The following is a 23,162-nucleotide window of genomic DNA, read 5'->3' on the forward strand; positions in this document are numbered from 1 at the left end:
AGATGTGTATAAGAGCCAGCCCGGCCCCCGCGGCTCACCCACCGCGGGCCGGCCCACCACAACACCACAAACATCCGCTCGTGTTTGCGAATCGAGCGCTACAGAGCGTCACCGACATCGGCATTGATCGCCCGGTCCTGCCGATGACCGCGCGACTGATCTTGTGGCGAGAGACCTGGGCAGCAACGTCTGGCGCCTTGAACCTCACCAGGCTCGACGCCTGGCTTACCGGAACGCCTCTGGCCCCGACCCGCACATAGCGCTTCGCCGCTCTGCGGCCCGCGGCGCGATGAGAGGTCTGCTAAGACGGTGCCTCGTCCCTATTAGGCCCAGTCCACCTCATCGACGGTGTCGTTGTAGGGGGGCGGTTCCTCGATGGGCTGGCCGGGGAACAGCGGGCGCGCCTGGCCACTTTTGCGGTCGATCAGGACAGCGAGGCCTTGGGCGTTGTTGACCCAGGAGGAGATGTTGTTGGCGGCGGAGGAGTCGCCGAGGCCGCCGGGCATTGGCAGGTCGTTTAGGTCGACGCTGTAGCCGGCGCCGATACCGTAGGCCGGGCCGGAGCGGCCGTAGTCCCGGTACAGGCACAGGGTGGCGGGCGGGCACGGCTCGCTGGGGCCGAGTTGGATCACACCCGGAGGCAAGGCATGGGCGGGGGCGGCTGCCGCAGGAAGGGCGAGGGTTCCGACGGCGGTGAGGGCGGCCATGCCAGTCAGCAGACGGGCGAGGGTAGTGGTGCCGGGCATCGGTGTGGTACCTCCTGGAAGGCTTGCGGATTGACCCCGCACCTTTACGTAACTGCTTGCACTCGAATAGTAGCTCCGAGTTGCTGTAAGCGGCTGTTAGCGACACCCGCCGCTGACGGTCTCGTGACACCTGGTGAGGTCATCCGCTTTCCCGGCCGCGGCCGCACCGTGGTCCTGGCCGTCCTGGTGGGCTCTAGGGGTGCTTTGATTCGGGAACCGGAGGGCTGGCGGGCTCGGGGTCGGTGGAGGCGCGCATTCTGCGGAGAACGACGGCGGCCGAGGCGGCGAAGGCAACCATGGCGATGATGCTGACGATGGCGATGACATGGAGCCCGTGGACGAAGGCGTCGTGGGCCGCGGCCACCAGCTGGTCGCCGAGACGGGCGGGCAGGCCTTTGGCCGTCTCCAGCGCGCCGCCGAGGGTGTTGAGCGCGGTGTCCGCCGCCTCGGGTGCGAGCCCGGCGGGGATCGTGTCGGTCAACCGGCTGTGATACGCGGTGGTGGCGATGCTGCCGAGAATCGCGATGCCGAGCGCTCCGCCCAGCTCGCTGCTGGTTTCGGAGACGGCCGAGGCCGCGCCGGCCCGCTCGGCCGGGGCGGATCCGACGATCATGTCGGTGCCCAGGACGGTGCCCGGCGCGATGCCGATGGACAGCACCACGGATCCGGTGATGAGCAGGGCGAGGCTGGAGGGCCCGACCTGGGTGAGCATTGCCAGGCCGATGATCGCGACGGCGAATCCACCGGTGATCACGTAGACCGGGCGGAGCCGGCTCACCAGCGCCGGCGCCGCCATGGTCCCGACGATGCCCGCGGCGGTGCTGGGCAGCGTCCACAGCCCCGCCTGCAGCGCGGACAACCCTTCCACCAGCTGCAGGTATTGGGCGGTGAAGAAGTAGACGCCCATCATGACCATGATGCTGACCAGCAGGGTGCCCACCGAGGTGGTGAAGACGCGGTCGCGGAACAGCCGGATGTCGATGAGGGGGTAGGCCAGCCTCAACTGGCGTCTGACGAACACGACGCCCGCGGCCAGGCCGGCGACGAAGGACAGGGCGGGTTGCCAGGTCAGGCCGTCTGCCGCGATCTGCTTGAGGCAGTAAACCAGGGCCAGTACCGCAACGATGGACAGCAGGACGCTGGACAGGTCGACCCGTCCCGGGGAGGGGTCGCGATATTCGGGCAGCAGCAGCGGCCCCGCGGCCAGCAGCAGCACCATCACCGGCACGGCCAGCAGGAACACCGAACCCCACCAGAAGCTGTCCAGCATGAAGCCCGCGACCAGCGGGCCGATCGCGCCGCCGGTCATGAAGCTCATCATCCACACCGAGATGGCGACGGTGCGCTGCTTGTCGTCGTGGAACATGGTGCGGATCAACGACATGGTGGAGGGCATCAGGGTCGAGCCGCCGATCCCGAGCAGGGCTCGCGCGGCGATGAGCATCTCGGCGCTGCCGGCGTAGGCGGCCAGGACCGAGGCGACCCCGAACGCGGCAGCGCCGGCCAGCAGGAGCCGCCGGCGTCCGATCCGGTCGCCGAGGGTTCGTTCAGGGGTTGCATCGAGGGCCGATCAGTGAAACGGGGTGACAGGGGAGTCGTCATGGCTCCCAGGACCGGACTGATCTTGTGTTGTGGCTCAAGTGCGCGCGCCGCATGGCGCTCAGAAGGATTCCGGAGCGATGTGGAACGGGTTCCGGCGTCAGCCGGGCCGTTGCCCGGCCTTGTCGACGACAGCGGCCTTGATTAGGGCGTCCCAGTTGTGGATTTCGCCCTTCTTCATGGTGTCAAAAGGTCCGTCATCGTGGTCCTTGACCACGATGGTGCGGTAGCCCAGGTACTCATAGGTCTTCGGATTGATGAAGATCTCGTCGCGCAGGTAGCCGTCCAGGACGTGGTAGAGGGTGATGCCCCGGCGTTTGAGCAGGTCGGAGGACTTGGCTTCGTATCGGACGCCCGGGATCTTGGCCATGGCACCGTACATGGCGGCGCGGAGCCTGGGTGGGAGGGCGGCGTCCCCCATGCCCATCGCGATCAGCTGGAACGCCCACCTGTCGCGCTGTACGGAGGTGAGGCGTGGCAGTGATTCCTCCGCCAGCCGCTTCGCCTCCTCGGGGGTCTTGCCCCTGGCCTCCGCCCGTTCCTCGGCGGAGCGCAGGGAGGAGCTGTGATGCCTGGCGTTCTCCGTGTCGACGGTCTCGTAGATCCGGGCCAGCAACTGATCGGCGTCGGTCGGCAGGGCGAGCAGGTAGGGGTAGGCCACCTCGAACTCCGACCCCTTGGAGATCTCGAGCTTGCCCTTCTCGACGGTGGCGAACGCCTTGTCGTTGAGCTGCCGCCACTGTTCGCGGGTGTTCGTCACCGCCGGCATGCCGCGCAGCCATTGCCCGCCGTCCACCCGCGTCTGGGCGCGCAGGCTCTTCACGTAGCCCCACTGCGTGGGCCCGGCACTCCATTCGGGCTCGTCGGAGGCCAGCACCGCCGCGTTGTCGGCCAGGTCCTGGGCGTTCGCCACCGGGCGCAGCCGCAGCTCGGTGACGGCGGCGGAGGGCCGCGCCTGGGGAACCTCGACGCCCTTTTCCCGAGTGACGCCCGGGACGACCGTCGTGGCCACGGCGAGCAGCGCGGCGGCGGCCGCCCCGGCCAGGCTCAGCCCCCACACCGGCCGGATGCGGCGGGCCCGCGGACGCCTGCTCCCGCGCATGTGACCCGCCAGGCGGGACCGGGCCGCGCCGATCGACTCCGGGGCGGCCCCCGGCAGCGCGTCGTGATAGCGGCGCAGCTCCTGCAGTTCTTCCATGATTCAGACCCCCTTCGCCGCGTGACCCAGTGTCTTGCGCAGTTTGGTTCTGGCCCGGTGCACCCGGGAGCTGACAGTGCCGATCGGGATGCCCAGGGCGAAGGCCACCTCCGCGTAGCTGAGGTCGGCGCAGGCCACCAGCATCAGCGCGTCGCGGTCGCCCCGGGACAGGCTCTCCAGGCCGCGTGCCAGCCGAGGGCTGAGCTGCTCGGCGGTCACCCGGTCGGTGACCCGGTCGGCGTGGCCCTCCACGTCGTCGCGGGCAGCCGAGCGGCTGAGGGCCCGGTAGAGGCGGAGCTCGCCGCGGCGATGACGGCCGATGAGATTGGTGGCGATGCCGTACAGCCAGGCCTTGGCCTCCGGGCGGGTCAGGTCGTAGCGGTCGCGCTGGTCGAACGCCGCCAGGAAGGTCTCCGCGGCCACGTCGTCGGCGGCGCCGGGCCCGAGCCGGGCGGCGGCGTAGCGGTGGATCGTGGTGAAGTACCGGTCGAAGATCATCGAGAACCACTCCGGATCGTGCCGCGAGTTCGCGATGACCGAAGCGTCGTCCGGCTCCGCGGCCAGCCGTGTGGCGGGATATGAAGAAGGGTCATGCATCCGGCGCCTTTCTCGAAAGAGGATCGGCGCTGATTGCCCGATGCGGGCGTCCTTGTTCGCGGTTATTTCGCAGAGCCCGCCGGAGAGCGATGACGATCAGCGTCCCGCCATGGCCCGTAGCGCCCCCACGCCGATCAGCCACGGCCGGTCACTGTACCCGGCGTACCGCTACGCGGGCGGACCAGAGGTCGGCGGCCGCTGTTGTGCGGTGTGCTGAAGATCACATCTAAGCTCCGTATCAGTGCTGGACCCGACGATCTCCCAGAGTTCATGCGAACCGAAGGTTTCTCGGGCGGAACCGATGGGTCTTCAGGGCTCATGGATCGGCCGCCGCCCGGCCGAGGGCCTGCTACGCGGCATCGCCTTTGAGCGCTCCGCCGTCTCGCGGGTCGTCGACCGGGCCACCGGCAACATGGTCGGCGTCTGGGCCCTGGTCGCCGTGCACGGCGCGAAGGTCCCCGGAATCGGCCGCCCCCTGGTGCTCCAGCAGATACAGGCTCGGGGTCATCGCCTGATCCAGCCCACCTGCACCGGGGGCCGCACACCACACCGTTTCCCCCTGGAGGTGCTCGAGCCGGGTCTTGTCCAGGCCGATAGAGCGGGCGCGGCGGATCTCGGTGACCGCGACGGCTTGGCTGATCGTCCCTTCGATCCCCGATCTGGGCGCGTACCTGGCCTTCCACTCCGCCGTCGTCTGAACGCCAGCGCGGGCTCCCAATACCCGATGGCGGCGGGCTGCTCGGGGTCGTGGCTGCCGCACATCCCGGAGGGCCACTCCAGTCGGCATCGCCCGTTCCTCCTTCTTCACACGCCTTCGCCCGCTCTTCGCTCACCGCGAACCGCTGCCTGATTGCTGAGTGGGCGCATGCCCACTATTGTGGGCGCATGCCCACTATATCGCAGGAGCAACCAGAGCCTCCGCGGAACGAGCCCCATAAGGCCAGGCAGATGGCGGAGTCGTTCGGGATCGACGCCGAACGCTACGACCGGGCCCGACCCGACTATCCCGATGCCCTGGTGCAGCAGATCATCGCTGCCAGCCCTGGCCCCGACATCGTCGACGTCGGCTGCGGCACCGGCATAGAAGCCCGTCAGTTCCTGGCGGCCGGGTGCAGGGTGCTGGGTGTCGAGCCGGACGTACGAATGGCCGAGTTCGCCCGCCGTACCGGGGTCGAGGTCGAGGTGGCGACGTTCGAGGACTGGGACGCCGCCGGTCGCACCTTCGACGCGGTCGTCGCCGGGCAGTCCTGGCACTGGGTGGACCCGGTCGCGGGCGCGGCCAAGGCGGCGCAGGTGCTGCGTCCCGGCGGCCTGCTGGCGGTGTTCGCGCACGCGTACGACCCGCCGCCCTTCGTCGCGGAGGCGTTCGCCACCGTCTTCCGGAAGGTGGCGCCCGACTCGCCGCTCAGCGCCGGACCGCCGAGGCCGGCCCAGGACATCTACCAGGCGATGTTCGCCACGTTCACCGACGGCATCCGGAGGACGGTCGGGTTCGGCGAGCCGGAGCAGTGGCGATTCGACTGGGAGCGGTACTACAGCCGCGACGATTGGCTCGACCTGCTGCCGACCACCGGCGCGCTCACCCAACTCCCACCGGGCAGGGTGGCCGAGGTGCTGGAGGGCGTCGGGGCCGCCATCGACGCGATCGGAGGCGGCTTCACCATGGCCTACACCACGATGACGACCGCCGTGTCACTGAACACCTGAGTCGTCCACCACTCCGAGGGCGCGTGGGCCGCGCGTGCGTACTCCGCGCCTCGACGACGACGGCCGGTGGCACCTCCCGCGCAACTGCCTGGTCAAGCTGGTGATGCTGATCAGGCCGCACGCCGTAGCCGACGGGATCGGCTACGGCTGTGCGGTCACGAGCAAACGAGCGCCGCCGGCGTGGACCGAAAGTGACGCCCTATCCGGTAGCCCCTGTGAAGCGCGACTCGCGGAGGAGTCGGAGGGAAATCGCGGAGGTCCACGTCCAGCCGAAGGTAGCGGCGATGTAGATGAGGAGGGCCCCGGGCGGGGCCGCGATCGTTTCGAGGGGTGCGAGAAGGATCAGTCCAGTGGCGATGCTGTAGGTCGCCCATCGGTGTTGCTTGGCGGCGGCGAACCTGCGGCCGAAGATCAGGCACGCGGCCATCCATGACATGATGGCCGCGCCGAAGGCCACGGCGTGCAACCCGCCGTGCCAGGTGAGGGAGTCGGGCTTGCCGTCGGGGGTTCCGAGGGGGTAGCCGAAGGCGGGATCGATGACGAACACGCCACCGGCGATCATCGACATGCCCATGATGGCGATCAGCAGCGGGCCCCAGGTGCCGCCTGCTTGGAAGTGCAGCACTTGCCGCATGCCGGTGGCCGCGACGACGAACAGCAGGCCGCAGAGCACGAAGTTGGTGATCTGGATCCAGCCGAGATCGCCCAGGCTCAGGTAGCTGAAGGCATTACGGGTGAGATCGAACCCTTGACGGGTGAACGCCTGACCGTAGCTGACCATTAGGTACAGCGGCCCGGCGACGATGCCGCACACAAGCCGCATCTGCGTCGTCCGCGAACTTGGTTCCGAGGGTGTCCGAGCGGTCGCGGTGGTGGTCTGATGAGTCACGATGCCTGTCCTTACACGTGCTATTGGCGTGTTCCGATGTCGCCGAGCGGTACCGATCCGGGGGGTACGCAGCCGTCAGGGCGCGAATTGATCGATCTCGTACTTCCCGGGTGTCGTTCGTCGTCATCGGCTATTGGGAGAACCGTGTCGCAGCCTCGCCCTTGAGTCGGCCTGGCGGCAGGCGTCGCCCGCAGAGTGCGAGGAGTAGATCCTGTGCCAGGCCCCGGACCGGCGTTCCTGTGCCGTAGCTCCAGTCAAGGTCAGTCGCCTGCAACATGACCTTGGTCAGGTCGGTTCCGAAGAATGCGATGTTTTTCGGCCGCATCCCGGCCAGCACTAGGGCAACCCGTTCGGGCGGGACGTGGCGGCTCAGCCCTAGACCGACCGTGATGTCGAGTCCGTGGATGACGTCGTGCGAGAGCGCCCCGTGGACACCTCCACGAGGCGGTGTCCACGGGTGTGCGACGTTGTCTCGCAGCCACGCGAGCAGCCTCTCAGGCGGCAATGTGGCAGCGTCGTGGCGCGCGCACTGGTCGGCCATGCGATTGAAGTTTCCGCCGGCCTTCGCCAGTTCCACCAGTGTCCGCCTGAACGAAGTCCGGAAGGGCATCGTCGTATGGGCGATCACCTCTCGCACCCTCCAGCCGTCACACAGCGTGGGCGCGTCCCACTGTTCTGGCCGGAAAGTGACGAGCAGATCTGCCTGTTCACGACGTTCCGCCATCACCTCGGCCCGAAGGTCATCTTCGGTCATTACCTGCCTCCTATCGTTCAGCGCACAGGTCAGCCGCGCCGCTCTGTGTGTGTACGAGGCCAGAGACGAAAAGTCATCGGTCGTCGCCGCACCGTCGGTGACGGCGCGTATGGTCAAGAGGTGGCGAAGACCTTGACCAGCGAAGGTTTCCGGCTGGAGCCGTTCCGGGCCGAACTGACCGGCTACTGCTACCGGATGCTCGGCTCTGGCTTCGAGGCCGAAGACGCGGTGCAGGAGACACTGCTGCGTGCGTGGCGGTCGTTCGACCGTTACGACGAGCGGCGGGCGTCATTACGGACATGGCTCTACCGCATCGCCACCAACATCTGCCTCGACATGCTACGCAGCACGCAACGCCGGGCCGTGGCCATGGACTTGCGCCGGGCGGCGCACGCCGGGTCGGGCATCGGCGAGTCCGCTCCGGAACGGATCTGGATCCAGCCGATTCCGGACGATCTCGTGCTGCCGATGGACAGCGACCCCGAAGGTTTGGCCGTACAACGCGAAACGATCCGCCTGGCATTCGTCGCCGCGCTGCAGCACCTACCACCCCGGCAAAGGGCCGTGCTGATCCTGCGCGATGTGTTGTGCTGGAAGGCTGAGGAGGTCGCACACCTGCTGGAAACCACCACCGCCTCGGTGACCAGCGCGTTGCAGCGGGCGAGGGCGACGCTGAAAACGATCGACGTCATGCCCGGCAATCCGTTCCTGCCGTCCGACCCCACCCAGCAGGAACTGCTCACCCGTTACTGCGACGCGTTCGAGCGTCACGACATCGCCGCGCTCATAGCCTTGATCCACGAGGATGCGACAATGTCGATGCCTCCTCTCACGTGGTGGCTCCGCGGCCGTGATCGAATCAGGCAGGCTCTGCTGGATCCAAACGCGTCCTGCCAAGGCGCACGCCTCGTCCCGACCGCGGCGAACGGCTCGCCGGCGTTCTGGCAGACACGGCCTGGCCCCGACGGCACCGACACGCCCTTCGGATTGGTCATCCTCGACGTGTTCGAGGGGCTGATCAGCAACATCACCACATACCTCAACACCGACCGTCTGATCCCGCTTTTTGGCTCGCCGCCCCATTCCCCCGACGACGAGACCGCTTCTGTCACGCCGATGAGTTCCCTCACGCTCCCGCGCGTATCACCGTAGACAGCGGCTCACACCAATCGAGGGCATAACGCGCCGGGCGGGTGGGCGCCGGTGCCCGTTCCTCGAAAGTCTGTGACTATGCCGAGCCGCGGGTTTTGACCGAGAAGGAGGAGACCAACAGTGTCGCAATAGCTTCAAATGAGTCGTTTTCGGGATGAATCAAGACATTCACCGAGCCGCGGCCTCGGCCATGTTGCGGGCGAACCGGTCGAACTTGGTCACGGTGAAGACGCTGCCGTCCCACGCGGCGGCGAGGGCCTGGTTGGCCGTGTCGGTGCCGTGCGACATCGAATGCCGATCAGCTTCGACGCCGCCCGAGATCCGGGGCGGGGGCGTGTCGGCGAGTTTCGACACCGGGTGCGTGACGCTCTGGTTCTCGGGGCTGTGTGACGGGCTGGTTTGCGACCGCAGAGGCTGCGCAGGAGGCAAGGTCCTCGCGTAGCCGGCGCTGCCGCTCCTGCGACAACGGCGCGAAGATCTGCCGTTCGACGGCGCGCACGGTGACACTGGCCTCGCGCAGCGTCGATTGTCCGGCTCGGGTGAGCTCGGTTGGCAGTGCACGCCCATGAGTGGCGTGAGCAGGCCGGGTGAGCAGGCCCCGCTCTTGTAGCCGGCGAAGGACGACGTTCATCGACTGGCGCGTGACGAAGGCACGGCGGGCGAGTTCGGAGTTGGACAGTCCCGGATGCCGGCCGAGCAGCTCGAGGCATGCGTATTGGGCAACGGTGAGACCCAGTGGACGCAGCACCTCATCCATCGCGGTGTGCAGTGAGGCTTGCACCTGCTTGAGGACGTAGCCCACCGACTGGTCAAGGTCGCCAACCGCCTCTTCTTGCGCCATGTCAGTAGTATGACATAGCTTGCATGTCAGAAGCCCTGACATACAGAAGGGACAGACTATGAGTGGCCAGGTCACGTACTTTGAGCTGCCGAGCAGGGACATCGAAGCAACCCAGCGATTCTGGGGCTCGCTGTTCGGCTGGACGTTCTATGAGGGCAACTTCCCGGGTTACTCGATGATCCAGGGGCCCGAGCCCATGGGCGGAACGCCGCACGATGATTCGTCACGACACCTGCGCATCTTCTTCGCCGTCGACGACATCACCTCCGCCGTCGCCCGGGTGCGCGAACTCGGTGGCACGGCAGAAGATCCGGTCAATATCCCGTCTGGCGCCTACGCCCACTGCACGGATGACCAGGGCGTGGAGTTCAGCCTGTCCCAACAGGCAGGTAACCGCGATTGAATCGCACCGAGACCACCGGGTCAGGACCGAAGGGATCCGGTCACCTCCTTGGACCGCTACTTCCGCTGGCGCTGGCCGCCTTCGCGGTCGGCACCGACGCGTTCGTGATAGCCGGTCTCCTGCCGGCGATTGCCGCCGATCTTGAGGTAGGTATGCCGGCCGCCGGCCAGCTGGTGACCGTGTTCGCGTTGACGCTGGCTGTCGCTGCGCCGGTTCTGAGTTGGCTGTTGAGCCCACTGGATCGTCGCAAGGCTTTGCAGCTGGCACTGATCGTGTTCGTCGTCGGCAACGTCGTGACCGCACTCAGCCCGACCTACCTGCTGACGTGGCTGGCCCGGATTCTCACAGCAGCCGGGGCGGCCACGATCACGGCCACCGCGTCGAGCGCGGCTGTCGCGATCACGCCTGCCGAACGGCGGGGGCGTGCCATGGCGCTGGTCATCGGTGGGCTCACCTTGTCCACCGCGCTGGGCATGCCTCTGGGCAACTTGATCGGCGCCGTCGACTGGCGCCTCACGCTCTGGGCCGTCGCGGCTATGGGCGTCGTTGCCGCGATCGGCATCTCGGTAGCGTTGCCCAAGGTCATGCTCCCGACGACAAGCCTGACGGCCCGCCTGGCTCCGCTGCGCCAGCCCAAGGTGCTCTCCGTTTTGGTCGTGACGCTGCTGGTGATGGCCGGACATTACGCCGTCTACACCTACATCGGAGCCGTGACCGCGGGCGCCACGACCGGATCCTTTCCTCAAGCCATCACCATGATTCTGTTCGTCTGGGGCGTCGGGGTCCTGGTCGGCAACTTCCTCGCCGGCCATCTCGCCGACATCCTTCCGGGACGCGGGATCGCGGTCGCAGCACTCGCCGGCGGCACTGTGCTGCTCGCGATCAGCCCATTCACGGTCAGCCACCTGGTTGTTGCGTGCGTATGGGCCGCGATCTGGGGCACCACCGACGGGATGGTCTCCGTCGTGCAGCAACACCGGCTGGTGAGCCTTGCACCCGCCTCGGCACCAGTTCTCCTTGGCCTCAACTCCTCCGCGATCTACCTCGGAGTTGCGATGGGTGGTGGACTTGGCGGTCTGGCTCAAGATTGGCTGTCGGTCACCGTGCTCGGCGTTCCCGCTGCCGTCCTGGCACTGCTCGCCACCACCATCACCCTCGCCGAGGGGAGAATCGACACGGTGAAGGCCTCACTCAGGGCAGCCGAGAACCGCCGCTGACGCAGCCAATGGGCTGTCCCAAACGCCAATGGACAAGGCCAGCGTTGAACTCGGCGTGGCCCGAGCCACGTTGCCGGGGGGCTGGTGTTCCGGTTGAGGATCCCCTTACGGAACACCAGCTCGCTCCCTCCACCCTTCACGCCTGTCTCCCTCACGAGTCGTCTCGTAAGGGAGGTGCGCGCGATCTACCTCGGTAGCATGCGTCCATTCAGAACGGCAGGGAGCTGCCGAGAAGACAGGCTGGCTGGTCAGTCAGGTCAGCGGCTGATTGGGAACGCGGACGCCAGATGTGCAGGTCACCGGTGAGGTCGGTCGGGTCGGAGTCCCTTGCTGATTCGGGTGCGCAGGGAGTGCAGGGCTTGCCTGAGTTCGGCCGGCTCGATGTCTGTGATGTCGGCGTCGAAGGTGAGGAGCAGTCCTGCCAGTCCTGGCCATGACCATGCGCCGAGTGTGAGTCGGCAAGTGGTTTCGGTGGCGTACCCGACTGTTGATCCGCCGGGGGCGAACCGGGCGACGGTGGAGGCGGGCAGGGCGACGATGGCTGAGCCACGGCATTGCCATTCGGCGGCGGCGTCTCCGCGGTCGTGTGCGGTCATGATGAAGGCGACGGGATCGCCGTCCGGGATGTCACGTCGGTCGAAGGGGGCGTGCGTGGGCATGTGTGGTTTGATGCGGTCCACGCGCATCGCGCGCCATCGGTCCGCATCCGGGTCGAAGGCGACCAAGTACCAGCGTGCGGCCCAGACCACGAGGTCGTGCGGCTCCAGCGTGAGCGTGACGGGTTCGCCGTCACCGGTGTAGTCCACGCGAACGAGGTGCTGCCGGTTGATCGCGCTGCCAACGGCGCGGACGATCTCGGCGTCGATCGGTGGCGCGGGGAACTCCCAGTAGTTGCGGGCTGAAGAGACGGTGAACGCTTCGGCGTGCAGGCGGCTGCGCGCGGGCATCGCCTGGTGCAGCGTGGCGAGAGCACGGGCCGCGTTCTCGCGGATGCCGGAGAGGACCGTCGGCACGGTCTGGAGCGCGACGGCCGTGGCGACGGCCTGGTCTTCATCGAACACGACCGGCGGCAAGCGGGTAGCGCGACCGAGCCGATATCCTCCACCCGCTCCACGGACGGCCACGATCTCGTACCCGAGGTCCCGGAGCGTATCGATATCGCGACGCACGGTTCTCACTGACGCTCCGAGTCGGGTGGCGAGTTCCTCGGCGGTCAGGGTCGCACCGATCCCGAAGATTGACAGCAGCTTGAGCGTCCGTGCGGAGGTAGCGGCCATGATTCCCCGATTCTCTCACCGATAGCTGTCACTCGATGGCAACTATGCCGGCGATGGTGGCCGACATGACCGATTCACCGAGCCCCCGAGAGGGCATCCGCACAGCTGAGGCTTCTCCGACACTCATCGCCAGCGCCGGCGCGACCACGGCGCTGTTGGTGGTGCTCTTCGGTTCCTTCATGGACCTTCTCGACGCGACGATCGTCACCGTCGCGGCCCCGGCGATAGCCCAAGATCTGGGTGCCGGCGACGCTCAGATCCAGTGGACGATCGCCGCCTACACCCTCGCCCTGGGCGCGGGCCTGATCACCGGCGGACGGCTCGGTGATCAGTACGGCCGCAAGCGGCTGTTCATGATCGGGCTTGCCGGGTTCATGGTCACCTCGGCGCTGTGCGCACTGGCCGTCGATCCGGGGATGCTCATCGGCATGCGGGCCGGGCAGGGACTGACCGCCGGGATCATGGTCCCGCAGGTGTTCGGGATCATCCGGGCATCATTCGCTCCGGGCGAGCGCGCCAAGGCGTTTGGCGCCTACGGAGCGGTCCAGGGCCTCGCCTCGGTCGCCGGCCCGCTGCTGGGCGGGCTGCTCGTCGACACGAACCTGTTCAACCTGGGCTGGCGCACGATCTTCTGGATCAACGTGCCCGTCTCGATCCTGGCGCTCATCAGCGGCGCGAAGGTCCTGCCGGAGTCCCGCTCCGCCTCGACCGCGCGACTGGACCTCCCAGGCGCGCTCCTCGCGGCCACGGGCATCCTTCTCCTGCTGCTGCCGATCATCCAGACCGAGACATGGGGATGGACCTGGGCCAGCTACGCCCTCCTCGCAGCCGGAATCATCGTGCTCGCGATCTTCCTCGCCTACGAGCGCCGCCTCACCGGACGCGGAAACGAACCTGTCTTTGACCCGGCTCTGCTGAGAATCCGCGCCTTCGCAGTCGGCCTGAGCGCTTCGGTACTCTTCTTCGGCGGCATCGGGTCGTACTTCCTCACCCTCTCGGTCTACCTCCAGAACGGAACCGGCCGAACCGCATGGGAGACCGGCCTGGTGATCCTCCCGTACGCGCTCGGCTCGATCATCACCTCCGGCCTCGGCGTCGCTCTCGCCGCCAAGGCGGGCAGAACGCTCCTGATCGCCGGCTCGCTCACCATCGCGGCATCTCAGCTCGTCCTGTGGTACATCGTCAAGGACGGCAACGATCCCGGATACTGGCTCCTCGCCCTCGCGCTCTTCATCGGTGGCCTCGGGCTCGGTCTCGCCGCACCCATTCTCGTCAACGTCGTCCTCGCAGGCGTCCCCGGACGCAACGCAGGCGCCGCGGGCGGAGTGCTCTCCACCGTCAACCAGATCGGCGGCGCCGTCGGCATCGCCGTTCTCGGCACGATCTTCTTCACCTCCGTCACCGGTTCAGCCACCGGAGCACCGGTGCTGCCCGACTACAGTCGCGCGCTCAGCATTGTCCTGATCGTCTCCGCCGCGCTCTACCTGATCACGGCGCTCGTGATGCTCGCACTCCCGAAAGCCGCAGTCGAGCACGCCGAGTAGAGAACCCATGCCGCCCCACGTCACGAGCGGCTGACCGGTCGGCAAGCCCGTACGGCGCTGATGAGCGCATCGCCGACGGCGAGGGGCGGCCAGGATCTGCCGCTCCTCATGCGCTGCTACACCCTCGGCGACGCGAGCACGCGCCAGAGACCCAATACGGCCAGCAGGGACGCCGCGCCCGCCGCGCCGACGACCAGGCCGGGCGCTGACACCTCGCCCAACGCCCCGCCGCCGGCCGCGAACAGCCCCTGCAACGTCATGGTCCCGGTCAGCGCCAGCCCGAAGGCCTGGCCTCGGTTCGCCTCCGGCACCGCCTTCAGGAAGCGCCGGGCCAGCCCTAGCTGGTACGCGACCCCGAACCCGGACACGGCGAGCAGCAGCGCCGCGGTGACCGGCCCGGGCGAGAGCACGAACCCGAGCAGCGGCGCGCCGAGCAGCAGTGCCAGCGGCCCGGCCAGCCGTTCCCTTCGTTCCGGGGTGACCAGCCGGCCGATCGCGAGGTCGCCGGTGAGCATGCCGAGCGCCACGGCGGTGAACAGCAGCCCGGCCGAGTCCGGCATGCCGATCTGGACGGCGTACGGGACGAGCACGCCCTCGGCGCCGACCATGAGCGCGGGCGGCAGCCACTGGGCCAGCAGCAGCGAACGGATCGCCGGCCGGCGCAGCAGTTCGCGATTGACGCGCCAGGTCTCGCGTACCGCGTACCCTGCGGCCGTGCCGCGGCGCGGCTGCTCGGCCAGCCGCAGGCGCAGCAGCGCGGCGGACAGCAGGCAGCTCGCCACGGTGATCCAGAGCGCGCCGTACGGGCCGAGCGCCGCGATCAGCATCCCGCCCACGGCGAAGCCGAGCACCTGCGTGCCGCCGGCGGCCATGGAGAACACGGCCCGGCCGAGCACGTACCGGTCGCCGTCGAGCAGTTCGGGCAGCAGCGCGCTGCGCGCCGCCGAGGCGACCGCGCTGGGGATGCCGGTGACGAACACCAGCACCAGCATCGCGGTGGGGGAGAGCAGCCCGGCGGCGAGCACAGCGGCGACCGCGGCGCGGACCAGGTCGTAGCCGACCATCACGGCCCGCGGCGGCCACCGGTCGGCGTACGCCAGCAGCAGCGTGCCGCCGAGGGCGTAGGGCAGGAAGCCGGCGACGTAGGCCAGCGCGGCCAGCAGGGGCGAGCCGGTGCCGGCGTAGACGGTCACCGAGAGCGCGAGCATCTTCACCGTCTCGCCGCCGAGGAAGAGCGTGTAGCCGGTGAACAGCACGCGGAACTGGCGTACCGCGAATACCTCGCGGTAGGTGGCCCGCGCCGGTGCGGCCTGGAGCGTCGTCATGCGGGCCAGTCTCGGGGCGGTGCAGGCGGAGGCGTTAAGCTTTCGCGTGGAGGCGAAAGGTGCTTGCCATCGAAGTCGGGCCGGTCGACGTGGCGCACACCCGCTACGCGATCTCGCCGCTGGGTGAAGCAATGAACGCGCTGCGGGTCGCGGCGGGCAAGCAGCCGGCCGGGCCGCTGCGGCCCTGGGCGGAGCGCATCGCGCCGCGGTACGCGCAGCTGCTCCGCGAGACGCCCGCGGTCGGGGCGCTGACAACGCTGTTCCGCCGCGGCGGCTACAACGCCGACTTCATCCATCCTCCGCCTTCGGGCCCCGGCGACGACTTCGCCGTCGAACTCGCCGCGGTGCGGGCGACCCCGCTGCGCCAGGTTCGCGCGGAGATCGCCCGCAACCTGGTCGGGCTGCGTACGCCGCCGCGCCACCTCCAGCAGATCCTGGCCGCCCCGGACGTGCTCACCCGGCTTTCGGACGCGATCGAGGCGACCTGGCATGCGCTGGTCGAGCCCGACTGGCCGCGGCTTCGTACGGTGCTGGAGCGCGACCTGGTGCACCGCGCCGGGCACCTCGCCATGTACGGCTGGGCCGCGGCGCTGTCCGACCTGGATCCGCGGGTGGGCTGGCGCTCCGAGGGGGCCGACGGTGTGATCGAGGTGCGCACCGGCCCCCGGAACGAGTGGGAGCGGCACCGGCTGGGCGGCAAGGGACTGCTGCTGATGCCGACCGTCTTCGGCACCCTCATCAGCTACGTCGAGCCGCCCTGGCCGTACGCCCTGGTGTATCCGGCGCGTGGCGTCGCGAACCTGCTCGGGCCGCCGCCCCCGCAGGGCGGTGCGGCGGCGCTGGCGCGGCTGGTCGGCCCGCACCGCGCGCAGGTGCTGCGGGCGCTCGCGGTGCCGGCGACGACCACGCAGTTGGTCCGCCAGCTGGGTCTCAGCCTGGGCGCAGTCGGCGGCCACCTGGCCGTGCTGCGCGAATCTGGCCTGGTCACGCGGACGCGGACCGGCCGATCCGTGCGCTACGAGCGCACCCCTCTGGGCGGGACCCTGGCCGGCGACTGAGCGCGGCCACCGGTGGCGGGCTGGATCCCAGCCCGCCACCATGAGTGAAGGCGCGGCGTCTCTCGACGACCGCGCCCTCACCTGGGCCAAATGTCGGCCAGTTCACTCACACGCGGTTGGCGGGTTCAGTCCAGCCAGCGGCCAACCCCACCCACGGTGACTTCAAGCAGTTCCGCCGGATTTTCCGGATCGGGATAGTAGATGATCATTGTGGTGCCGGCCGGAAGCAGCAGTTTGATGGCCTGGATGCACCCTGCCACAGCCTGCCGCTGCAGGTCAGGCCCGGTGCCGCTGATCGGGACCGCGTCACAGACCCCGCCCCGATTGTTCATGACAAGCCGTAGCGTGGAGTCACGGAGCGCCACTTCGCGCGTGGCGACGCGATAGGCGAGCTGCGTCTCAAGGTGCCAGGCCGGGGGTGCGAGGGGGAGGCCGAACTGCTGACTGTACAGCAGGCCGAGGCGGTGTTCGAGGGCCGCCAGGTCGTCGTGCAGCCCACTCTCGACGGTATACCCCGCCCACTTCTCCAGATCGCTGGACGGCGGCAGACTCGCGATCGGCAATCCGCTCGCATCGAGCACCCGTCCGGACTCGTCGACGATGTAGCCCTGGTTGTTCAGCTGTTTGATGGACTCGCTCACGCTCTTGAGCTGGAGCGCGGCATCCTCGAACGGGCAGTGTCCGCCTTCCTGCACGCAACCGATCGGAAGAATGCGCAGAAGCGATGACGCCAAAGCAGACTCGTAGGTCGCCACGATGATGGTCCGATCAGACAGGTGGTGGAGCAGGTACATCGGCCCCAAGACCGAGTTGTATTCGGCGAATCGAAGTTCCTCCGGGATGAGCGACTCCACGAAGGTTCCCTTCCACTGGCTCGCATATTCGTCCCAGTCGGGATCTTCGGACAGATCAAAGGCCCCGCTGATGCACTCCGAGAAGCTCTGCCCTGCGCTGAAAGCGCCTCCCGCAAGGGCGGACTTGCAATCGCTTATCAATGTATATTGGGAGGCGGCGTTGAGCAGGTCCCAGCCGGTCAGGGCAAAGTATTCCTCGGCAAGACGGTGGGTTTCGGTTTCCCGGTCGGCGATCCCGTTTTTCGCGTATGAGAAAAGGGGGCTCAACACAACGGACAGGCAGGCCTCCAGGGCCTTGCCGACGAACTGTTGCCTGCACTTGTTGGTGTTTTCGTGGGCGTAGCCCTCCGGGTCGTGGAGTGGCCCCTTGGGGTCGTTGAGAATACCTTCGACGTAAGCGTTGCAGTCGTGGTATCCGGGCAGGCCGTCATCGGGCCCCCATCTGCAGTGATCCTTCCACTCTGCGATCAGCGTGTTCAGATGGCGCTGGGCCTCTTCTCGATAGTGTTCGAACACCTCGGCGGCGATCCTGGCCGCTTCTGAGGCGCTCTGGCCGGCCCGGATCTGCGCCGCGTACGCCGTGTCGTAGGCGGCGAAGGCGCTGGCCGCGTCCTGTGCTGCCGAAACAGCCGAGGCGCGCGCCCAACGTGCCGAGAGGGACGCCTTCCCGGCCGACTGCTGAGCCTGCTGGGCCGCGGCGGCGGCGGTGCGGACGGCCTCCGCGGCCCGTTCCGCGGACGCGGCGGCGTCGCGTGCGTGGGCGACGGCCTCGGTTGCGAACGTCCGCGCCTGCTCGGCCGCTCTGCCGGCGTCGTTCGCGTACCCGATGGCCTCCTCCGCCGAACCGCGGGCCTCTGCCGCCGCGGCCTGCGCGGTGCGCGCGAAGTCGACGGCGCGCTGCGCGATCTGCGAGGTCTCGATCATCAAGGATGTGGCGATGTAGTTGTGCGTCGCGGTCGCGTAGTCGCGTTCGGCCGCACGGTGCCGCTCCACCTCCAGGAACTCGACCTGCATCGCCGTCGTGCCAGCGAGAGCGACCTGGGCGCCGTTCCGCACCTCGGTACCGTGAGAATCGTCGCCGGCGATCGCGCCGACCTTCGACCGGACGTCGATCGTGCGAGCGGTGTTGTGCTTCACCTCCAGGAACTCCTTGAGGGCGTCCGGATCGTCCGAGCGCAGGGCGACGTTCGCCGCCTCCTCGGTCTGCGCGTTGCCGGCGCTGCGGGCCTCAGCGAGGATCCGGCCGACCTGCTCTCTTTGTTCGGCGGCTCGCTCGGGGTAGTCCGGGTCGTCGAGGAACGCGATGACGTCGGGCCACCCGCGGTCGAGGGCGTCCTGAGCGGCGGCTCTCATGGCCGAGGTGCCGGTGACCATGAGACCGGTCAGGGTCGTGCGGTCGTCCTGCTCTTCTGCGGCTGCGAGTCCGCTCTTGACGAACGCGATGGCAAGAACGTCATCGTCCTCGCCGAGAGCCGCCATGGCCGCCGAACTGGTCCACGTGCCGGGCACCGTCGCGAAGTATCGAGCCACCTCCCGCGCCTTGCGGGCCGCCAGTGCGGCAGCAGTCTGCGGGTTGGCGGCCTCGGCGATCAGCGCATTGATCTCGGGCGTGTGATAACGGCCCATCGGCACTCCGAAGCCGCGAGCGTCCCCCAATCGGGCCTCGGCGGCTTCCTGACTGATGTGCCGGGCGAATGACAACTCGAGCTCGAGTTCCTTCTTGAGTCGTTCGGCGTCCGCCTTACGCGCCGCTTTGTACACGATCTGGGCCGTTTCGGCTGCCTGCAACGCGTCCTCCGCCGCGCGGTAGGCATTGTTCGCGTGCTGCGTCGCCAGCTCGGCCGCGTTGACGGCGTTGCCCGCGTGCGCGGCCGCGCTCGCCGCGGCGCTCGCCGCCGCCTCCGCAAAGGACACCGCGCGCGTCGCGGCATCTCGCGCCTTGCCGGCCGCGTCCTTGGCGATGTCCGCCTGACGCACCGTCTCCGCGGTGGCGCGCTTCGCCCGTTCCGCGCTTGCTCCCGCACGCGCGGCCGCCGCGAACGCGGCCCGGGCCTCGGCGCTCGACTCCCCCGCGTAGCGGCCGGCGGCCTGGGCCGCGCGTCCGGCGGCCTCGGTGTTCGCCCTCGCCGAATCGGCCGCGGCGACCGCGGCGTACGCCTGCTGCGTCACGGCGGTGATCTGCTCGATGGGCGACAGCCAGGCGGAGATCGCCGGACCGATCGCCTGCATGACCCGGTTGTGGTTCTCCGCCGCAGCAGCGGCGTTCGCGTCCAGCTCTGCCGCCGCCGCTGCCGCCCACGCCTGGTCGGACGCCGCATGCGCCCGCGCCGCCGCGGTCGCTGCGCGTCCGGCGGCCCCGGCGGCGGCGCGCGCGGCCTCTGCGGCTGCCCACGCGGCTTGTACGGCGACGTTGGACGCAGCCGCGGCGCGGTCGGCGGCCTCAGCCGCACGTTGTGCCTGACGTTTGGCCTCTGCCGACTCCTGCCCGGCCTGCGAGGCAAGGCGTTCCGCCTCCTGCGCGTCGTTCTTGGCCGCTGCGGCCTCAGCTTTCGCACGCTCGGCCTGTGCGACTGCGGAGACCGTCTCGAATGCCGCACGGCGGGTCGCCTCCGTGGCACTCGCTCGGAGATCATTCAAGGTCTGGTTCTCGTTGTCCCGGGCCTGGGCCACGCCCCAGTCGATCTGGACGAATCTCTCCTGCATCTCCAGGCTGCCGTCCTGAAGCGCCCGGTTCGCCGCAGCCTGCACCTGCGGGCCGCCTTCAGCCATCGCACGATTGACGACCGCACGAAGGTCCAGTTTGTACGGCAGCCGCCAGCCCGACTCGATGAACTGCCCCATAGCCGCACGTGACCCGTTGCGCAGCACCGCGTTCGCGGCGGCCTTGACCTCCGGTCCGCCGGCCGCCTTCATCTGATTCACGCTGGCGCGCAGGTCGATCTCCCGAGCGGTCTCCCAGCCACCGTCGAGAAACTTCACCACGGCACCGGAGTTGTCCGAGGTCAGGGCGGCGTTGGCAGCGGCAGCCACCTCGGGCCCTCCGTGGGCCTTGATGCGGCCGACCTGTTCACGATCGTCCTGCGCCACGAGCCGGGGAAGCTCGGCAAGCAGAGCACAGATCGCCGCTTTGTCCCCGAGCAGGGCCTTCTCCGCGGCAGGACGCACGTTCACGCCGCCCGTGACCCACGCCTCCAGAACCACTTGACGTTCGCATACCGGCGCGGCGGGTGGGTCCGCCACCGCGGCCTCGGTGATCGGGCTGCCCATGACAAGCAACGCGAGCACGGTGCCGATGACCCCTGCCGTCCGCCAAGGAGTCCTGTCGCGTAACGCTCGAATCGTATTCACTTCCACCATTTCCATCGATGCGGTCAAGGAATGGGCTGAACGGCCGGCCGGATGTCAAACGCCGGCCGGCCGTTCAGTTCTCAGCTGACGACCCGCAGTTCCAGGAGGGTCTCGCGGCAGTTGTCGGGATAGTCCTGGTGACTCTCGTCACAGGTGGTATCCGTACGTCCGAACTGCTCGCTCTCGTCCCGCTCGACGCGCTTGGTCCGCTCCGCTCCGGAAGACACGTTCACGACTGTCGCGTCCACGTCATGGCCGGCCCCTGGCGAGCGGCTGTCTCCCTGAACCTCATAGACGTTCGGGATCCGGAGCCTCACCCATCCTTCGGAGCCGAGGACCTTGAAGCAGACCGCCGTCACGCCGAGATGCGGCTCGCCGATCTCGGTCTGGCCGTTCAGCAAGCCCGGGAACACCTTGATCACGCCGACCCCGTTCTCGGGGGACGCGGTGCACGAGACCCAGATGATCCCGCCGTTCCCGGAGATCAGCTCGAAGTTCTGCGCCTCGGCCTCGTCCGTTCCCCAATCGTCCTGACCGGAGGTGCCCGCGAATTCGTGCGGGAAGTTCAGGGGATAGACGAATCTCTCCACGATGGAGTCCGGGCCGATGACGGGCGACACGGTGACCGGAGCCACCTGTACAGTCGGAAGAGTCCGTCCCGCGAAATAGGTGATCTGGTCGCCTGGCCGGTAGAGGAACAGATGGCTCTGCCCGCCTGTACTCCTGTAGTCGAAGGCGATCATGCGGTCCTTCGCCAACTCCAGGTCATAGCCACCGATGCCGGTCGAGCTGTGGAACACCGCTGTGAACGAATTGCCCACGCCGTGTTTCAGAATCCAGGCCGTCTTCCCGCCCGGACGGTAGAGCAGCAGATGATCCAGCTTCCCCGAATGCTCGTAGTCGAAGGCGATGATCTGATCCGCCGTGCTCTTCAGGTCATAGCCACCGATGCCCGCCGCGCTGTTGAAGACGGCTCTGAACGTGTTGCCCGCACCGTGCTCGAGAACCCAGGCCGTCTGCCCACCCGGACGGTAGAGCACCAGATGATCCAGCTTCCCCGAACCCGTGTAATCAAAGGCGATGATGCGGTCCCGGGCATCTTTCAGGTTGTAGCCACCGATCCCACCGTCGACCGAGGCATAGACCGGCGTGAACGTGGCGCCACCGCTGTGCTTGAGGATGTGGGCCGTCCCGATCCCCGGCCGGTACAACAGCAGATGATCCAGCTTCCCCGAATGCTCGTAATCGAAGGCGATGATCTGGTCCTCGGCGCTCTTCAGGTCATAGCCACCGATGCCGGCCGAGCTGTGGAACACGGCTCTGAACGTGTTGCCCGCACCGTGCTCGAGAACCCAGGCCGTCTGCCCGCCCGGACGGTAGAGCAGCAGATGATCCAGCTTCCCCGAACCCGTGTAATCAAAGGCGATGATGCGGTCCCGGCCGTCTTTCAGGTCATAGCCACCGATCCCAGAGATCGAGGAATAGACCGGAGCGTAGGTACCGTCCGTGTTCCGCTTGACGATGAAGACGATCTGCGAGCCCGGACGGTAGAGCACCAGATGATCCAGCTTTCCCGAATGCTCGTAGTCGAACGCCACCACCTGATCACGGTTGTCATCCAGGTCATAACCACCGATCCCGCTCAGACTGGATCCGTACCGGGTGAAGGACGTGGTGGGCTCGACCGCGACCGCGCGGATCCAGCTCGCCAGATCGTCCACCCGCACCGCGTCGCCGCCGCGCGTCCCGTCGCCGGCCGCACCGAGGCAGCCCCCCTGCCCCGCGCCGGAGCCGAGCCCGACAAGCTCCGCGCGGCCCCCGCTCGTGCGGAGCACCGGCGCGCCCGCGTCACCCTGACAGGCGCTCACGTCGCTGCCGCTCGCTCCGGTCCAGCCGAACGAGCCGGCGGCCACGGCCCCGGCCACGACCGGCGCGGCATGCAGCCGGTTGGGCGCCCACTGCTCAGCGGTCCGGCCATAGCCGGTGACCTGCAGCGCATCTCCCGCGGCAGGAACGGTGGAGCCGACCGCGACAGGCGTGATGCCGACGGCCCGCAATGACAGCTTGACCAGCACGACATCCCGGTCGCGGTGCGGGTGGATCCACTCCACGGGCAGCACCCGCCCGCCCGAACCGGACAGGTCCGTCCTGCCGACCGTCACCGTCGTCGCAGTCTTCGGCGCCCCGCTCGTGACGGACTGCCCCTGAGAGGCGAAACAACTGGCGGCGGTGAGCACCCACTGCGGGCTGACCAGGGCTCCGGTGCAGCCGTGGGTCTCGCCCACGTTCACCTTCGCCACGAAGCCCCATGTGCCGTCGGCTACCGGGCTTCCGCCCTTTACCGCTTGGGCCGGCGTCGCCCCTGCCCAGAGCACTGCTGAGGAGACAACCATCAATAACGAGAGGGTTGTGATGTGTAATGACCGGATGATTCGCTGGAGGTTCACGGCACGATTGTGGAGATCACACCTTCTGCGAACCAGGGCATTGCCCGGACATAAGGCGGGCATCTGCTCAGCGGAGTTACCTGCCGGCGATTCGCTGAGATCACGTCAACCTGTGCGGCTGACCGCCGTCGCGCTCACGCCGCGGATCGGATGGCCGCTCTACTTCGGCGTTTGCACAGTGCCGCTCTCCCTCGACGGAGATGATT

At 68.2% G+C, this 23,162-nt stretch carries 19 protein-coding genes and 1 pseudogene; 6 read left to right on the forward strand and 14 right to left on the reverse strand.

The genetic code is table 11. The annotated features are described in order from the left end of the window. Nucleotides 1-323: 323 nt before the first annotated feature. The 5 genes from EJK15_RS44920 to EJK15_RS44940 all read right to left on the reverse strand — a co-directional run bounded on the left by EJK15_RS44920 (nt 324) and on the right by EJK15_RS44940 (nt 4,858). On the reverse strand, nt 324-746 hold the full coding sequence (locus EJK15_RS44920) for a peptidase inhibitor family I36 protein (protein WP_138716588.1): 423 nt from the start codon (nt 744-746) through the stop codon (nt 324-326). 193 nt (nt 747-939) lie between these two features. After that, complete coding sequence (locus tag EJK15_RS44925) at nt 940-2,274, reverse strand: MFS transporter (RefSeq protein WP_138716589.1); 1,335 nt, start codon at nt 2,272-2,274, stop codon at nt 940-942. Between the two features lie 171 nt (nt 2,275-2,445). Next, nucleotides 2,446-3,543, reverse strand: a complete 1,098-nt coding sequence (locus EJK15_RS44930) for a CU044_5270 family protein (RefSeq protein ID WP_138716590.1) — start codon at nt 3,541-3,543, stop codon at nt 2,446-2,448. Between the two features lie 3 nt (nt 3,544-3,546). Further along, nucleotides 3,547-4,140, reverse strand: a complete 594-nt coding sequence (locus EJK15_RS44935) for an RNA polymerase sigma factor (protein WP_138716591.1) — start codon at nt 4,138-4,140, stop codon at nt 3,547-3,549. Between the two features lie 349 nt (nt 4,141-4,489). Next, a complete protein-coding gene (locus tag EJK15_RS44940; RefSeq protein WP_171074905.1) occupies nt 4,490-4,858 on the reverse strand; it encodes a transposase in 369 nt (122 codons plus the stop codon). A 167-nt stretch (nt 4,859-5,025) separates the two neighbouring features. On the opposite strand from EJK15_RS44940, the gene EJK15_RS44945 reads away from it, so the two are divergent. Further along, a complete protein-coding gene (locus EJK15_RS44945; protein ID WP_138716593.1) occupies nt 5,026-5,847 on the forward strand; it encodes a class I SAM-dependent methyltransferase in 822 nt (273 codons plus the stop codon). A 199-nt stretch (nt 5,848-6,046) separates the two neighbouring features. On the opposite strand, the gene EJK15_RS44950 is transcribed toward EJK15_RS44945, so the two are convergent. Both EJK15_RS44950 and EJK15_RS44955 read right to left on the reverse strand, forming a co-directional pair. Then, nucleotides 6,047-6,670, reverse strand: coding sequence for a DUF998 domain-containing protein (locus EJK15_RS44950; RefSeq protein WP_138716594.1), 624 nt, complete (start codon nt 6,668-6,670; stop codon nt 6,047-6,049). Between the two features lie 196 nt (nt 6,671-6,866). Further along, entirely contained in the window at nt 6,867-7,490 is a 624-nt protein-coding gene (locus EJK15_RS44955) for a maleylpyruvate isomerase family mycothiol-dependent enzyme (RefSeq protein WP_138716595.1), read from the reverse strand. A 120-nt stretch (nt 7,491-7,610) separates the two neighbouring features. Between EJK15_RS44955 and EJK15_RS44960 the strand changes: the two genes are divergently transcribed. After that, nucleotides 7,611-8,642 (forward strand): sigma-70 family RNA polymerase sigma factor, encoded by a 1,032-nt coding sequence (locus tag EJK15_RS44960; RefSeq protein WP_240777613.1) that lies wholly within the window; start codon nt 7,611-7,613, stop codon nt 8,640-8,642. A 298-nt stretch (nt 8,643-8,940) separates the two neighbouring features. Here the strand turns inward: EJK15_RS44960 and EJK15_RS44975 are convergent, their stop codons facing one another. Continuing rightward, entirely contained in the window at nt 8,941-9,483 is a 543-nt protein-coding gene (locus EJK15_RS44975; RefSeq protein ID WP_138716596.1) for a MarR family winged helix-turn-helix transcriptional regulator, read from the reverse strand. A gap of 58 nt (nt 9,484-9,541) precedes the next feature. Here EJK15_RS44975 and EJK15_RS44980 point away from each other — a divergent pair, with 58 nt between their 5' ends. Both EJK15_RS44980 and EJK15_RS44985 read left to right on the forward strand, forming a co-directional pair. Beyond that, entirely contained in the window at nt 9,542-9,886 is a 345-nt protein-coding gene (locus EJK15_RS44980) for a VOC family protein (protein ID WP_138716597.1), read from the forward strand. Beyond that, nucleotides 9,883-11,103: an MFS transporter gene (locus tag EJK15_RS44985; protein WP_138716598.1), complete on the forward strand. Its 1,221-nt coding sequence runs from the start codon at nt 9,883-9,885 to the stop codon at nt 11,101-11,103. Before EJK15_RS44980 ends, EJK15_RS44985 begins: the two co-directional genes overlap by 4 nt. Before the next feature lie 296 nt (nt 11,104-11,399). Here EJK15_RS44985 and EJK15_RS44990 read toward each other — a convergent pair whose 3' ends face one another. The 3 genes and pseudogenes from EJK15_RS44990 to EJK15_RS75250 form a co-directional block, all read right to left on the reverse strand. Further along, the gene (locus EJK15_RS44990; RefSeq protein WP_240777614.1) at nt 11,400-12,164 is read right to left on the reverse strand and encodes a helix-turn-helix transcriptional regulator; all 765 of its coding nucleotides are present in this window, start codon (nt 12,162-12,164) and stop codon (nt 11,400-11,402) included. Between the two features lie 42 nt (nt 12,165-12,206). Further along, nucleotides 12,207-12,380: pseudogene (locus tag EJK15_RS77920) on the reverse strand (HTH domain-containing protein); the annotation flags it as partial. A gap of 28 nt (nt 12,381-12,408) precedes the next feature. Then, nucleotides 12,409-12,561, reverse strand: coding sequence for a hypothetical protein (locus tag EJK15_RS75250; RefSeq protein ID WP_240777615.1), 153 nt, complete (start codon nt 12,559-12,561; stop codon nt 12,409-12,411). On the opposite strand from EJK15_RS75250, the gene EJK15_RS44995 reads away from it, so the two are divergent. Continuing rightward, on the forward strand, nt 12,560-13,924 hold the full coding sequence (locus tag EJK15_RS44995; RefSeq protein WP_240777616.1) for an MFS transporter: 1,365 nt from the start codon (nt 12,560-12,562) through the stop codon (nt 13,922-13,924). The genes EJK15_RS75250 and EJK15_RS44995 overlap by 2 nt on opposite strands. Nucleotides 13,925-14,040: 116 nt before the next feature. Here EJK15_RS44995 and EJK15_RS45000 read toward each other — a convergent pair whose 3' ends face one another. Further along, nucleotides 14,041-15,249 (reverse strand): MFS transporter, encoded by a 1,209-nt coding sequence (locus tag EJK15_RS45000; RefSeq protein ID WP_138716601.1) that lies wholly within the window; start codon nt 15,247-15,249, stop codon nt 14,041-14,043. Between the two features lie 59 nt (nt 15,250-15,308). On the opposite strand from EJK15_RS45000, the gene EJK15_RS45005 reads away from it, so the two are divergent. Further along, nucleotides 15,309-16,307, forward strand: a complete 999-nt coding sequence (locus EJK15_RS45005) for an ArsR/SmtB family transcription factor (protein ID WP_138716602.1) — start codon at nt 15,309-15,311, stop codon at nt 16,305-16,307. 125 nt (nt 16,308-16,432) lie between these two features. Here the strand turns inward: EJK15_RS45005 and EJK15_RS45010 are convergent, their stop codons facing one another. Then, on the reverse strand, nt 16,433-20,536 hold the full coding sequence (locus EJK15_RS45010; RefSeq protein WP_138716603.1) for a DddA-like double-stranded DNA deaminase toxin: 4,104 nt from the start codon (nt 20,534-20,536) through the stop codon (nt 16,433-16,435). A gap of 53 nt (nt 20,537-20,589) precedes the next feature. After that, the gene (locus EJK15_RS45015) at nt 20,590-22,956 is read right to left on the reverse strand and encodes a S1 family peptidase (protein WP_171074906.1); all 2,367 of its coding nucleotides are present in this window, start codon (nt 22,954-22,956) and stop codon (nt 20,590-20,592) included. Nucleotides 22,957-23,162 lie beyond the last annotated feature (206 nt).

It is taken from the genome of Nonomuraea basaltis (assembly GCF_005893125.1).
Taxonomy (GTDB): Bacteria; Actinomycetota; Actinomycetes; order Streptosporangiales; family Streptosporangiaceae; genus Nonomuraea; species Nonomuraea basaltis.

What these genes read in the sequence shown, in the direction of transcription:
- EJK15_RS44945 (WP_138716593.1), top strand. Translation starts at nt 5,026, where the DNA reads ATGCCCACTATATCGCAGGAGCAACCAGAGCCTCCGCGGAACGAGCCC.
- EJK15_RS75250 (WP_240777615.1), bottom strand. Translation starts at nt 12,561, where the DNA reads ATGAAGGAACCGAAGAGCACCACCAACAGCGCCGTGGTCGCGCCGGCG.
- EJK15_RS44995 (WP_240777616.1), top strand. Translation starts at nt 12,560, where the DNA reads ATGGACCTTCTCGACGCGACGATCGTCACCGTCGCGGCCCCGGCGATA.
- EJK15_RS45000 (WP_138716601.1), bottom strand. Translation starts at nt 15,249, where the DNA reads ATGACGACGCTCCAGGCCGCACCGGCGCGGGCCACCTACCGCGAGGTA.
- EJK15_RS44975 (WP_138716596.1), bottom strand. Translation starts at nt 9,483, where the DNA reads ATGGCGCAAGAAGAGGCGGTTGGCGACCTTGACCAGTCGGTGGGCTAC.
- EJK15_RS44950 (WP_138716594.1), bottom strand. Translation starts at nt 6,670, where the DNA reads ATGCGGCTTGTGTGCGGCATCGTCGCCGGGCCGCTGTACCTAATGGTC.
- EJK15_RS44930 (WP_138716590.1), bottom strand. Translation starts at nt 3,543, where the DNA reads ATGGAAGAACTGCAGGAGCTGCGCCGCTATCACGACGCGCTGCCGGGG.
- EJK15_RS44980 (WP_138716597.1), top strand. Translation starts at nt 9,542, where the DNA reads ATGAGTGGCCAGGTCACGTACTTTGAGCTGCCGAGCAGGGACATCGAA.
- EJK15_RS44920 (WP_138716588.1), bottom strand. Translation starts at nt 746, where the DNA reads ATGCCCGGCACCACTACCCTCGCCCGTCTGCTGACTGGCATGGCCGCC.
- EJK15_RS44955 (WP_138716595.1), bottom strand. Translation starts at nt 7,490, where the DNA reads ATGACCGAAGATGACCTTCGGGCCGAGGTGATGGCGGAACGTCGTGAA.
- EJK15_RS44935 (WP_138716591.1), bottom strand. Translation starts at nt 4,140, where the DNA reads ATGCATGACCCTTCTTCATATCCCGCCACACGGCTGGCCGCGGAGCCG.